Genomic DNA, 13,214 nt, shown 5'->3' on the forward strand with positions numbered 1-13,214 from the left:
ACACGCCGCTGGCGATGAAGTGATGAAGCTGGTCGTAGCCGACTTCGCCGTCGCGCGCCGCCATGGGCTGGACGCTCTTGCGATCCCCCGCGCCGATCAGCCCCGCAACATAAACCGGGCACATCCGCGCCCGTGCCTTGTGCCGGAAAGCACTGAGAAAAGGCGCCAGCCACCGCTCAAGATCGGACTTCCAGGTTTCCTCCATGGTCGGCCCTCCGTGACGCCGACCACCCATGAATCACGCAATGCGCGTCTCGGGAATCCCAAAAATGCCCAACCCCTCAAAACTCTGCCAAAGTAGTGCTAGACCGTATGTTCGTTGAATGCTGGCGGGCCGCCCCGCGGTAAGCAAGGATCGGGGGTTGCTCTGGATTGGCCAGAGAGCCGAGCCCCAAGCTTAGCGAGGGCGAGCCATGAAGGAGCATAGCGAACTTTCCATCGGATTGGATGTGTCGAAGTTGAAGACTTCGGTGGCTTTGGCTGAAGACGGCCGGGACGGCGAGATTCGGTTTTTTGGCGACATTGATGCGAGCCCTGCCTCGATAGCGGCTTTTGCCACGAAGCTGGCGAAGCGGGGGGCGCGGCTGCATTTCTGTTACGAGGCCGGGCCGGCAGGGTATGACCTTTACCGGCAGATCATTGCGTTGGGCCATGATTGCGCGGTGGTGGCGCCGTCGCTGATCCCGCAGCGCCCGGGGGATCGGGTCCAAGACCAACCGGCGCGACGCGCTGAGCCTAGCCAAGCTCCATCGAGCAGGCGAACTGACGCCGGTTTGGGTCCCTGATATTGGACACGAAGCCATCCGCGAACTTGTGCGCGCTCGCGAAGGCGCGATGGAGGCGCTGCGGCGAGCGCGCCAACAATTACTGTCTCTTCCGCTCCGTCATGGCCGTATTTGCACGGGCCGCACGCCCTGGTCCAAGGCACATTCAAGCTGGCTCTGTGGTCAAACCTTCGAGCATCCCGCCCATCAGATCGTGCTGGCGGAATTTCGCCACGCCATTGAGGAGGCGGAAGTCCGATTGAAGCGGCTCTGGGGATTGCGATGCGATGCGGGCCGTCTGTGGATTCCTGCGATATTAGGTAGCAAGCACATCTAGCAAAAAAAATGCAGGGTGCTTGCTCGTTTCCAGCAAGCATGACAATCTTCCACGATGCAAGCATGGAGTGATTCGATGGACATCGAGAAAACCCGGCAAAGCAAAGGCGGGATTGCCCGATCAAAAAGCCTTTCGGCGGAAGACCGGAAACGCATCGCATCTGAGGCGGCGACTAAAAGATGGGCGGACCAGGGCAATCTTCCAAAGGTCGAATTTTCGGGCACGCTAACGCTTGGCGAAATGGGCATCCCTTGCGCCGTCCTGTCGGATGGTTCGCGCGTCATTTCCGAATTTGGAATCACCAACGCTATTCTTGGTAGCCGTAGCGGAGCCTCCAAAAGAAAGAAAAAGGCAGCGAGTGAAGCGGGGGCCCTATTGCCCCTATTTATCGCTCCAAGGCAGCTAGAACCCTATATTACCAAGGAGTTACGCGAGGGGCCCCTCAAGCCGATTTCATACCAAGAGGGAAATTCTGTCACCGTCGGGTACGATGCCAAAATTCTAAGGGCGGTTTGCGAGGTCTGGCTTTCGGCGAGAGCCGCCGGCGCGCTTCAGGAACAGCAAAAAGACAAGGCCCAGCGCGCTGAGATATTGATGCGAGCGCTTGCCGACATCGGCATTATCTCGCTAGTTGACGAAGCGACCGGATTCCAGCGGTTTAGGGCCCGCGACGAGCTTCAGCGCATTTTGTCGGCGTACATTGCGCCGGAACTCCTCCCTTGGGCAAAGCGGTTCCCAGATAGCTATTATGAACATTTGCATCGTGTGCGCGGCTGGAAATATGAGCCGGGACATAGCGCGCGGAACGCTTACATCGGGAAGCTAACAAACAGTTTGATCTATGAGCAGCTTCCTAATGGGGTGCTCGACGAACTTAGGTCGAAAAATCCGCGCGACCGAGAAACGAAACGAAGAAAGCACACGCACCACCAATTGCTAACTCAGGAGATTGGACACCCGCATCTTGAAAAGCAGATTTTGGTTGTGACTACATTGCTTAGCATTTCTGACGATTGGACCGACTTTTGCAAATACTTTTCTAAAAAGTTCCCGCCGGGCCCCGGCGATCTGTTTTCACTTCCGCCTCCGGACGACATCAAAAAAGGCTCAGGCACATGAGCGCCTGAGCCTTCAAAATGGGGGCTGTATGCCGCGCCTGTGAAATCACGGTCATTGCGACCACGCCAGAGAGGAACACATGCCGTTGATCGCGCACGTGACTCCGCGCTGGCCGCAACGCAAGTCGGCCGTGACCAGCACCGTCTCGCCGACATGCAATCTTTGCGTCGGCTCACTGCAATAGGGCGTGCTCCTTGTCTTTGGTGCCCCGCACAAGCATCGCTTGCGGTTGGGCCGGGAGCACGGCCGGACCATCCCATTAACGGCCTTCAGGTTTTTATACCGGATATGTTGAGCAATTCCTTGAGTTGGCTAAGTGCATCCTCGCGACTGTCCGCAATATCGAATGACCAAAAACCTCGCTGCATACCTGCGATAGGAAAGGGTCCACCCAAAACAACAAACCATGGCCAACCAAGAGGTGGTTCTGCAATACCAAATATGGTCCCGGCGGCTGAATGCACAGACGAGAGAGCGGAGAGTTCTGCCCTCGAACGTCGTGAATGTCTAATTGACAAAGCTTTTGATATTCAATTTCCTCCTCCGCAGTATCACAGATCAATGGAATAATTTTCTCCGTTGGAGCACTTTACCGCCATCACGGTACGCCCAACGTGGTGGCCTTGATATTGACCAAAGACAACACCCGTGCCTCCTAACTGCTCTCAGTGTTGCAGCTACGTGGAACTGCTGGCAACCACGGTACGCCTGCGGTGCAGCGTTGCTTTGGAAGCTTCTAAGAGTTCCGTCGCCGATAAGGGAGTCCAAATAGCGATTTGTAGATGAAATAAATCCAGAGCTTCTCACCATAATGGGGTCTTCTAACAGCCAAATCCATTCCAGCTTTGTCCGCTTATGCGTATATTTTGGGCGTTTCATTACTTAAAGCCGCTTAGAATAGAATTTCGGGAAGATTCTACGATGATCCGTTATGCGCCTTTAACCCAAAGTGTCGGAATTGAGAACTTCGTAGTTCTGAATTTGAACCACATCTCTCGCTCTTCGACACTTATCTCGATCATTTCCCCCACGGCGCCTATTTCTTTTATTGTTTTACATATCGCGACTAGCTTCCTCGCGTCGACAGATGCGGTAATTTGCCAGGGCTCGTCCGCAGGAATGAATGTCGAGATAACGGAAGTCTCTACCATGAGGCCTTCGCGATCTGGGGACAGTAGAGTGTCAGATGGAATGCTTCCTCTCGATCCGGCCGGAGCGCGCTTCATCTTAGGGAGCTGTGAGGCCGCTGCAGCAAGGTCGTCAAATAGGATTTTTGTTGGCGCTTGATGCATTATCGTGAACAGCCCTCTTTCCGGTAATAGGTAGAATTTCAGATACCCCAGATCAGCGGCCACCCGATAAAGACCGGCGATAATGCACAAAGCGCCGCGGCAAGCGGTCGATCCTACAGCGAAAGCGGCACCCGGCTATTGCGGCAGTGAGCCCTCCCCCCTGCGGGCATTGTATCGACCCTGCGCTCCTCCGCAAGCGATCTGTCAGCGTGATCGCGTTGTTCAGAAACAAACCTTTTTGTCCGTGGGATCAGAGTGGGTCGCGATCCAGATGACGTGCCGTGCGCCGCCACGCGCTCCATTGGCGCGCACCCGGACTTCATCCACATCAAAACCGGTCTTACGGAGTCGCTGGGTGAAATTCTTGTTTGGTCCCGACGACCATACGGCCAAGACGCCGCCGGGACGCAGCGCCGCGCGGGCGGCCCGCAATCCTACCATGTCGTATAGTCCATCATTGGCTTTGCGGCTCAACCCCTCGGGGCCGTTATCGACATCGAGCAAGATCGCATCGTAAGTCGACCGGCCAGACCTTATCAGGCGGCCGACATCCGATTCCAGAATGCTGACGCGTGGATCCGTCAGGCTGCTCTGGAAGAGCTCCGCCATCGGACCGCGGGCCCATGCCACGACAGCGGGCGCCAGTTCTGCGACGATGATCTCGGCCTCGGCGACGACGGCGGCGAGCGCGGCCCGGAGCGTGAAGCCCATGCCCAGCCCGCCGATCAGTATCCGCGGCCGCTCGCGGGTTCGAATTCCCGCGCAAGAGAGGGTGGCGAGCGCCTCCTCGGATCCGCTGAGGCGACTGTTCATCAGTTCGGTTTGGCCCAGCCTGATCGAGAATTCGGCGCCGCGCTGCATAAGGCGGAGTTCGCCGCCTCCACCGGGTATTTGCGCCTTATCGAGCAGGGACCAGGGAATCACTGATAACTCTTCAGCCAGTTGCGAAATACTTTGCGCTAAGACATGCACTGGCTCAAAAGCGTGCGCTTGTCACCAAGGAACGGGTCCAAGGCGCAGTGAATGAGCCGTCAGGGGCGTTGCGTCACCATCCGCCATAGCTCCGCCCAGATGAGGGCGTCGGCTTCGGCGCGGTGGCGGCGATTTTGTTCCGCCTCTTCCCTGGCCTGATGCAGACGTGCCTGATCGAAATTTCGATCCGCGGCCGCCCGCTCCAGCAAGATTCCGGGATCGGTGGGGCGAATAATGAAGGATGGCTCGAAGCCCGCCGCATCGAACACCTGACGGAGCCACCTTTCGTCATAGGAGCAGGCGTCTGAGAAGAGCTCGCGGCCGGCGAGCTCTTCATTCATGATCCGGGCGATTTCTTCGACCCGCCGACCATGCTCACGCAAATGCGCGAGCGAAATGCCATGCAGCCTTTCCGATTTCGCGCTCCACGCGTCTCTGATTTTCCAGTCGGGCGCGGGACGAACGAGATGTGCTGCGGAAACGATTGCTCCGCTGTCCATGGCGACAAAGGCCCAGCCAATCTCAATGATATAGCCGTCGAGGCTCGACGCTTCGCAGTCGAAGAAGACCGGCCAGGACAAGGATGGATCGCTGTTCATTTTAACTGCATCCGACGGAGCGCAATCAACAAGCATTATCTATCCCGGCGGCGTAAGCGCGGCTCATGTTTCAGGACTCTTAAAGCCGCTCAAGGCGTCACGATGAATCCCTTCGCTATTCGCGTTGGGCGGTTCTGCCTGCGCAAGCGTCAGGCGCCTTTCCGGTGCGGGGCGCCTGTTCCGCGCGTATCCACATTCTTGCCGGCGCCGGGTGGCCCAAGACGGCAATCAACGTCGCTATCCCGACATCACCTTGCCCTGCGTCATGAGAACCAGAAAAGCCCGTTTCGCGCCGGTTTCCTGACGATAGCATTCAATCTGTCCGCGGTAGGATGCGAGCCGAGCGGCGTCGACTTCGACGTCGCTTTTCCAATCGATGATCGCCTCGATTTGGCCCTCTGAGTCATAGGCGACAGCATCAGTGATGCCGGAAACGATAATCTCGCGATGATCGCCCTGGTGGCTCGCCAGGACCACGAGTTCGGGGACAAGCCGCGGACGCATTTCGGCAATTTCAGGAAGGTTCAGCGTCCTGACGACGGTCGCCGCAATCTCGTCGGGCGAAATCCCGTTCTTCGCCGTTTCAGATGGCGCGATCGTAAGCTGCGCCAGCAATTCCTTGGCGCGTGCGATGAGAGCCGGCGCGTCGTCCGCCGTCTCGAGGTTCAGCACTTCTTCGATCAGTTTGTGAAGGAGCGTTCCACGAGTCGCGCTGCCGGCGATGGGTTGCCGGGTATCCTGGAATTCCTCAAGAGATTCGGCAGTTGCAAAAACCGGTTCGCGCCGGAGTTCTGCGGCCTCGCCCATTTCACTGCGGCTGGGTTGACGCCACTCGATCTTGCGATGGCTCTCGACGATGCGTTTCGCCTCCCCCGCGAATATTTCCCGCGATTGAGGGTTTTCCTGAGGAAGGGCCGGCGACGGCATCGGGTCGCCGACCTCCTCGGGATCTATCGCAGGCAGCGATGGCGAGTCGAATTCGACAAGCTTCGCCCAGGCGCCGTTCGGCAAATCCGGCGAATGCCGGGGCATCACAAGGAGATCGCGCGCCCGCGTCGCGGCCACATACCAGAGCCGGACCCGTTCGCGTTCGAGCTCTTCCGCGTTGCGATCCTGTATGTCGGCATAGTCCTCAGGCGCGATTCCGAGAACGGGGATAGAGAACAGATCGGCCCTGCGGTCGTGCATGAGCCCGGAATCCGATTTCGGGCGGCCTGTCATGTTGATCGGGATCACGATGGGCCATTCGAGCCCCTTGGACGCATGGATTGTGATGAGGGCGACGGACTGCTCTTCGGCGTCGGGACGGCCCTCGACCTGACGAACCGCGTCCTCCCAATTCGCGCGCATGTCGCGCGCAAAGGCGCGCAGACCGCGAACATCATAGGCGCGCGACATGTCGAGGAAAACATCGATGTTGGCCTGCGCGCGATCAGCGCCCGCCTTGAAACGCCGCTGAAGCTGCGCCCGGACGTTCAGGATGCCGACAGCGTCGCTCAGCAAGGCGTAAGGCGTCGTCGAGCGGGCGCGCAGGGCGAGAGATTGCAACGACCGGATAAGTCCGCTCGCAAGTTCATGGCGGATCTCGTCGGGATCGGTCCAGAGATTGAGCTGGGGCAGACGATCCGGTTGATGGGGATCCGCCGGCAGGCCTTCGGCGATCTCAAGCAATTCGGCTTCCGTCAGCCCGACCAGGGGGCCTCTCAGCAACGCGCCGAGCGCCAGCGTGTCGCGGCCATCGGCAAGCGTTCGCGTCAAGGCGATGAGATCCTTGATTTCCTGACGCCGGAAGAAGCCCTTTCCCGCCTGGGTCGAAACGGCGATGCCGCAATTCTCGAGCGCTTCCTCGAATCGCCAGAGCTCCGTTCCGACCGGCGCAAGCAAGGCGATGTCGCCCAACCGGGCAGGCCGCAGCGCGCCTTCGCGATCGCGGACAAGACGATTGCCGACGAGCCGGCGGCAGAGTTCGGCGATCCGATCCGCCTCGGCGTCGCGCTTGTCGCTGGCTTTCGCATCATCTTCGGTCGCGATATCGAGCGCCGCCACCGCAAGAGTTTTCGGCTCGGCGCTGCGCGTCGCCGCCAGTTCCGTGAAACCGGGTTGGCCGAGGGCCATCGACAGCGGGGTTTCAAAAGCGGTGTTGACGAATGTCAGGATCGGTTCGACCGACCTGAAGTTCGCGGTGATCTTCAACAGCGCATCGGCGCCGATGGCGTCGCGCGCGCTGATATAGGCGTTCACATCGGCGCCGCGGAAACGGTAGATCGCCTGTTTGGGATCGCCGACGAGAAACAGCGCCCCCGGCCGCAGCGCCCGTTTGAGGGGAGAGGCGTCGGCCTCGTCGACGGATTCGCCGCACAGGCGCCAAAGGAGGTCGATCTGCAGGGGGTCCGTGTCCTGAAACTCATCGACCAGGACATGGCGAAACCGTCCGGCCAGCGCCTGTCTGACGGCTTCGTGCTCACGCACGAGATCTCGCGCCGTATAGAGCAGGTCGTCGAAATCGAGCAGCGCGGCATCGCGCTTCCAGGCTTGCCAATTCGCGATGAGGCCGTCCATCGATCGGGCGATGCGCGCAAGGACCTCGGCGGCGGTCTGCGTGCGGAGCGCGGCGAAGGCGTCGTGACAGGCGTCGTAACGCGATTTGGCGCCCTGATGGGCTTCTGTTCCGGCAGCCTTCGGCCTTCCCGCCGCAGCGGCGGCCGTTTGCCATCGGCCCAGCGTCTTAAGTTGCCGAGCCCCGCCGGCCTGCGTGAAGCAGGCGGAGGGATTGGTGAGGTTCAGTATCCCGACCAGACCGCGGCATGGCGCAGTTGCGTCGCGGGCCAAACCGGCGATGGTTTGACCGAGATCGCCGAAACGCTGCGCCCTTGACCCCGTCTCCTCTTCCTGAAACTCCATGCGGACAAGTTCAGCGGAAAAATTCGCCGTCGCTTTCGTGAATGTCTCCACAAGTGTTGCGGACCAGTCGATGGAGCCAGGACACGCGTCGCGATTGCGCCGGCGAAAATTGGCGACTTCCCGAATGAGCGCAAGCCCTCCATCTTCGTCAGCGAGAACGAGCTCGGCGACGATGTCGTCGCCAGCCTCGCCGGAGAGCCGCTCGCGGATCCAGGCGTCGTAGATTTCCGCGAAGGCGAGGTCCCCCTCGACCGGATCGATGATCTCCGCGCCGGGATCGATCCCGGCTTCGACCGGGTAGGGTTTGATCACCGACTGCGCAAAACCATGGATTGTCGTGCAGACCAGTTGGTCGATCAGATTGTTCGCCCGGTGCAGGTTTTTCCTCTGCGCGGGAGAGATGCCTTGCGGAAAGGCGATCTCGAGATCCTCAGGGATTTTTCCGTCCGCCAGGGCGGTGACGAAACGCGAGATGCGGCTCATCAATTCGCTGGCTGCGAACTCGGTGAAAGTGATGGCCGCGATATGCTTCGGCTCGACGCCGCGGGCGAACAGCATGGCGACGCGGCCAGCCATGATCGATGTCTTGCCCGATCCGGCCCCCGCCTCGACGAGAAGAGAGCGATCGAGTTCGGTGAGGGCGGAAAAGCGCGCCGCACGATCGGGGAGCGGCTTTTTCCTGTCGTCCATCATAGGGCCTCCCAAATCTTTGTAGCTTGCCCGAGTTTTTCCGCCGCCGGCGCGCTCTTGCGCGGCAGATAGGCAGCGCCGGCCGGCAGGGCGAACAGGAAGTCGTTGTAAGCGTCTGCGGCGGCGATGCCCGGCAAGGCCAGGCCGGCCTCGATGTTCGCCCGCGCAAGGCCGATCGCAGCAGCGAGTTGCGACAGCGCCCCGTCGACGTCGGAAAGGGGGCATAGGGGCTGCTTGTCTTCGGCAGCGCGCGGATAGAGCAGCGCGGCGTCGACCTTTATGTCGGGCCAGATGAGCGTTTTGACGGCGAAGGCATAGAGACAGCGCTGCAGTTCATCGCCGCCCCTTATCGCGGCGTCCGCCATGTCGTCGGGCAGCTTCCCTGTCTTGTAATCGATGACCCGGGCCGCGGAGCGATCAGCCGCGAGATCCAGCCGGTCGATATTGCCTTGAATGAAGACCCCCGTTCCGGGGATCTCGACGCGGCGAGTCGGATCCCAGGGCATATCGGCCTGCGGCGGCCCATCCTGCCGTCCAAACGGTATTTCCGTCCAGCTCTTCTGCCCATGCAGCAGCGGGAGCGGATAGGCGAGCGCTTTGAGAGTGAGATTTTTCGCGTTTTCGAGCGTGGCGCCCCAGATCACCGGGGGCGGCGTTGGTTGTTCGCGCTCCCAGGCCGATTTGACCGAAGCAATGGCCTCATCGACTGCCTTCTTCAACTTCGCCTCGGACGCGCGTCCGAAGCCGGCGGACGCCTCGAGCGATTGAACAGCTTCCTGAAGCACGCTGTGGACGAGAGTGCCGAAGGCCAATGGGTCGAGGTTCAGCGGCTCTTCAGCGACGTCCGGTTGCTTCCAGCCGAGGGCATAGCGCCAGACGAAGCGGATCGGGTCCCGCAACAGGAGTTTCAGGGAGGTGGCCGACAGGGGCCCCTTAAACACGTTCTGGAGGCGCGGGCGTCCGGGGCCGACGAGGCCGTCATGGGCGGTGATCTCCGGTCGCGACCAGTCATCCCAGCAGGCGGCGCCCGATATCGCGATCGGGGTTTGCCTGAATTCGCCTGGTCGCGCCAGTAGCCGGTCCGATTCGCTGGCGGCGTGCTCGGGCGTCCGGCCGCGGCTGAGATAGATCTCGGTGAATCCATTTAGCAGTGGCGATTTGCCAAGCAGCCGGCCACCAACGTCGCGTCGGCTGAAGGACATCGCAGCCGATTGCGCGCTGCTCAGGATTGTCAGGAAATCCCGCCGGTCGCCATCAGCGACGGGCAGGGGGTCGAGCTCTTCGATGGGAATGATGTGATCGGGAATCAGCCGGTCTTCGGAAATCCGACGCGGCCAGCGACCGGAGTTAAGCGCCAGCAGACGCACAAAGGGCCGCGTCGCGGAAGCAAGCGAGATCGCCGACGTCCAGATGACGTTCGCCGCCGGCTCGAGGCCGTCGGGGATGCGGAGCTGTGCGAGGGTCACCGTCAGAGCGGCGGCCGGCCCGTCGGCGAGCGCCTTTTTCCAGAGCGCGAGCGCTTTCCCGGAAAGGAGCCGTTCGCCTGTATCCGCCGCTTCTTCGGGTCCCCGCTCGATGAGATGGAGGACGTCCATCACGAGGTTCGAGCGGTCGATTGCCTCCGGCCAATCCTCAGGCGCGACCTGGTCGAACGCCTGCCGCCAGCGCTGGACCGTCGTGAGCGGGGCGTCCTTCGGCAAAACGCGCGCCCAGTCGTTCGGCAGCCCTGCGAGTGTGGGCGTCGCGTCAGGCAGGAGTTTGAACAACCGGCCAATCCGTTCCTGCGAAACGCCTTTCAGCAGCGTTTCGGCCAGAGCCGCCGCAGTCTGCCCGTCCCGCGTCGTCACCGCACGTAGGCCGTGGACGAAATGAATCGGAATATTGGCGTCCGCCGAGAGCGCCATGATGTGATCGTCGAAGTCGGCCGGGCTGGCGGCGACGATGGCGATGTCCTCGGGACGAGCCTTTCCGCTGGCGATTAGCTCGCGCATCCACCGAACGGCCTCGAGCGCCTCATGCTGCGGCGTCGCACATGAAAACAGCGCCACGGTCGGGGCAGGGGGCGCCTCCCGGCGGATCTCGACCACCGTTTCCTCCACCCAGGATGGAACGGACCTCGCCTCCGCAACCCAAACGACCGGAACCGCGTTCGTCAGCGCCAAAAGCAGGGGCCGCCAGCAAGGCGACATTTCGCTATGGCCATGGATCTCCACGGGTCCGATGACCTTCGGCGCATGACCGATGCGGGCGCGGGCGAGTTCGACGAGCCCGGCCGGGCGCTTCATCGAGGCGGGCAATCGTCGCAGCGTTTCAACTTCGAGCGTGCGCAGCGCCCGAAGACGAGGTTCGGGCGAGGTCGACAGATCGATCCCGGCGCGCCAGACCTTGTCCAGCGTATCGACCGCGACGCGAACCATGCCTGGAAGCGTCTTGATCGCGTCGAGATCGCCGAGGCTGCCGGCGGACAACGCCTCCCGAACAGCGTCCTGGAGCGCGTCAGGGTCGATTGGCTGCAGGAAGCCGCCGGCGAGCCGGCTCGCAAGCTGCGCCATGGTGAGGATCTGAACGCCATGCTCGCCGCGCCGCGCGGCGGCGACGCGCGCCATGTGGCCAGACAGTCGCGTGTGAACGACGATCGTTCGGCGCATTATCACTCCCCAATCCGAGAAATCGAGATGAAAAGGGCGGGCGTCATGCTGGGGTCATCGGTGCATTCGCCCGGCTTGAGGCGAAACGGGCGACCGCCCAGAATATCGCGGATTTCCGGGGAGCAATCCCGCTGCGAGAATTCTAGCGTCGCGCCGAGCCCGTCGCCGACGGCGAGGCCTAGCATCGCGCCGATAGCGCCGTCGATGTATCTCGCCGCCGCAGGAAACCTCGGTGCGGCCGCCCTGCCGGGCATCGCCGCCAAAATGCGCATTGGTCATGCTTGATCCGGAAGCAAATCGTTTCGTGAAAATGAACAACAAGTATTATCAGGACCGACTACGTCAGATCCGGACGCTATCTTTAGGCATAACTCATTCACGTCCGATTGCGACACGGGAAGCGCGCCGGCGGCAATATCCTCATTCACCCGTACGCCGACAGAACCTGTTTGCAATTTGAGTTGAGCGGAATGTTGTAATCAAGGGGCATTCAGCGCCACGTTGTCGAGCATAGCATCGGCCAGCATCCGCTTGAGCTTGATGTTTGCGGCCTCCAGAGCCAATAGCCTGGCTTCGGATACGTCCATCCCGCCGAAACTGGCTTTCCACTTGTAAATGCTGGCGTCGCTGCCCCCTATTTATGGCGCAAATCCGCGACCGAGACCCAGCTTCCTGCTCCTGCAATATCCTGATGATCTGTTCTTCCAAAAAGCGACTGGGCTTCATGCTCTGGTCCTCAGATTGGGCCAGAGCAAACTTCAAGCTGAATTAAGCCGGGGGAGCGACGTCAATCCTAATCAATGCGCCTCACCGTTTCGATTGGTGGTGGGCCAAGACCACTCGAGCTAATGTGACGAGTTCATCACGCAATTTCTCGGGCGCCACGACGGTAACCGCAGTTCCCCAAGAAAACAGATGCCAGCACATTTCCAGCGCGCCGCCGGCGCGGAAGCGCACGATCAGCGCGCCATCCGCATCGCGCTTGGTGCTTTGCGACGGATGAAACAGCCAGCTGGCGGCGTCCTCCGTCGCCTCGGGCTCAAACCGCAGCACGACGTCGATCGGCTCCTCCTGGAAAACACCGAAGGACTGCGCCGCATAGGCCGAGAGATCGAAGTCCTCGCGGCGCGTGAACCCGCGATCGAGCAGGTCGATGGAGACGATGCGATCCAACCGCCACAAGCGCATATCCGGGCGCTGGTCCGCATGGGCGACGAGCCATCCACGCCCGCCATAGAGAATGCCATAGGGGCACACGATGCGCGTCGCCGGCTCCTCGGCGTTGGGCCCCTCGTAGCGAATGACCACCAGCTGCATGCCGAGAATCGCGCGGCGCAATGTTGGCAGCACGCCCGCGGCGATGATCGGCCGCGGCCCCGGCCGCATCGCGATGCCCTCGGCCTCCATCAGCGCGGCGACATCGGGCTCGGCGCGACGGAGCGCATCCGGCGCCATCACCGCCCGCAAAGTGGTCGACGCCTCCCGCAGCAGCGCCGCGCGGTCGTCTTCGCCGCGCATGGCGCATTCGCGCGCCGCGGTTTCGATCGCAGCCACGGCCTCCGGCCGGGGCTCGACGACGCCGACGAGGGCGCTTCCCGGCAGCCGCCAGCGGCGCACCCGCTCTTCATCCTCCCACCATGTCATCTGATGGAACATGGCCGCCAGGGAATCGCGCAGCCGCTCGGCCGTCCGGCGCCCGACTTCGAGCTCGGCCGCCATTTCGTCGAGCGTCAGCCCGGTGCGGCTCGCAGCGAGGCTGAGGGCAAGACGAAACAGTCGTTGCGAGGGTTGGTAGCGCATTGAATGATGGTGACAGCCCGCGTGATTCTTCGCAATCATTCTCCGGCCGCGGCGCCGAATTTTATCAGCTGCGCCGGGAGGAGGTTCTGTTT

Annotated in this window: 7 protein-coding genes and 3 pseudogenes; 2 read left to right on the forward strand and 8 right to left on the reverse strand. The window is 61.4% G+C overall.

All coding sequences use genetic code 11. The features are described from left to right. Nucleotides 1-242: pseudogene (locus MPC4_RS14520) on the reverse strand (transposase); the annotation flags it as partial. Nucleotides 243-413: 171 nt separating this feature from the next. On the opposite strand from MPC4_RS14520, the pseudogene MPC4_RS21305 reads away from it, so the two are divergent. Further along, nucleotides 414-1,068 (forward strand): annotated as a pseudogene (locus MPC4_RS21305) (IS110 family transposase); the annotation flags it as partial. 108 nt (nt 1,069-1,176) lie between these two features. After that, the gene (locus MPC4_RS14525; protein WP_174513151.1) at nt 1,177-2,220 is read left to right on the forward strand and encodes a P63C domain-containing protein; all 1,044 of its coding nucleotides are present in this window, start codon (nt 1,177-1,179) and stop codon (nt 2,218-2,220) included. 1,514 nt (nt 2,221-3,734) lie between these two features. On the opposite strand, the gene MPC4_RS14530 is transcribed toward MPC4_RS14525, so the two are convergent. The 7 genes and pseudogenes from MPC4_RS14530 to MPC4_RS14560 all read right to left on the reverse strand — a co-directional run bounded on the left by MPC4_RS14530 (nt 3,735) and on the right by MPC4_RS14560 (nt 13,161). Beyond that, a complete protein-coding gene (locus tag MPC4_RS14530; protein WP_174513152.1) occupies nt 3,735-4,436 on the reverse strand; it encodes a spermidine synthase family protein in 702 nt (233 codons plus the stop codon). A 107-nt stretch (nt 4,437-4,543) separates the two neighbouring features. Continuing rightward, nucleotides 4,544-5,083 carry a 3'-5' exonuclease gene (locus MPC4_RS14535; RefSeq protein ID WP_174513153.1) on the reverse strand — a complete coding sequence of 180 codons (540 nt, stop codon included), beginning with the start codon at nt 5,081-5,083 and terminating at the stop codon, nt 4,544-4,546. Nucleotides 5,084-5,320: 237 nt separating this feature from the next. Next, nucleotides 5,321-8,674, reverse strand: coding sequence for a UvrD-helicase domain-containing protein (locus tag MPC4_RS14540; RefSeq protein ID WP_174513164.1), 3,354 nt, complete (start codon nt 8,672-8,674; stop codon nt 5,321-5,323). Continuing rightward, nucleotides 8,674-11,322: a PD-(D/E)XK nuclease family protein gene (locus tag MPC4_RS14545; protein ID WP_174513154.1), complete on the reverse strand. Its 2,649-nt coding sequence runs from the start codon at nt 11,320-11,322 to the stop codon at nt 8,674-8,676. Before MPC4_RS14545 ends, MPC4_RS14540 begins: the two co-directional genes overlap by 1 nt. A 2-nt stretch (nt 11,323-11,324) precedes the next feature. Beyond that, nucleotides 11,325-11,576 carry an ADP-ribosylglycohydrolase family protein gene (locus tag MPC4_RS14550; RefSeq protein ID WP_210253661.1) on the reverse strand — a complete coding sequence of 84 codons (252 nt, stop codon included), beginning with the start codon at nt 11,574-11,576 and terminating at the stop codon, nt 11,325-11,327. 237 nt (nt 11,577-11,813) lie between these two features. After that, nucleotides 11,814-12,048, reverse strand: a pseudogene (locus MPC4_RS14555) (transposase); the annotation flags it as partial. A gap of 81 nt (nt 12,049-12,129) precedes the next feature. After that, nucleotides 12,130-13,161, reverse strand: a complete 1,032-nt coding sequence (locus MPC4_RS14560; RefSeq protein ID WP_174513156.1) for a helix-turn-helix transcriptional regulator — start codon at nt 13,159-13,161, stop codon at nt 12,130-12,132. Nucleotides 13,162-13,214: the final 53 nt, after the last annotated feature.

This window comes from Methylocella tundrae (assembly GCF_901905185.1).
Taxonomy (GTDB): Bacteria; Pseudomonadota; Alphaproteobacteria; order Rhizobiales; family Beijerinckiaceae; genus Methylocapsa; species Methylocapsa tundrae.

Coding starts and splice junctions, on each gene's coding strand:
- MPC4_RS14525 (WP_174513151.1), top strand. CDS start 1,177: ATGGACATCGAGAAAACCCGGCAAAGCAAAGGCGGGATTGCCCGATCA.
- MPC4_RS14535 (WP_174513153.1), bottom strand. CDS start 5,083: ATGAACAGCGATCCATCCTTGTCCTGGCCGGTCTTCTTCGACTGCGAA.
- MPC4_RS14540 (WP_174513164.1), bottom strand. CDS start 8,674: ATGGACGACAGGAAAAAGCCGCTCCCCGATCGTGCGGCGCGCTTTTCC.
- MPC4_RS14545 (WP_174513154.1), bottom strand. CDS start 11,322: ATGCGCCGAACGATCGTCGTTCACACGCGACTGTCTGGCCACATGGCG.
- MPC4_RS14550 (WP_210253661.1), bottom strand. CDS start 11,576: ATGCCCGGCAGGGCGGCCGCACCGAGGTTTCCTGCGGCGGCGAGATAC.
- MPC4_RS14560 (WP_174513156.1), bottom strand. CDS start 13,161: ATGATTGCGAAGAATCACGCGGGCTGTCACCATCATTCAATGCGCTAC.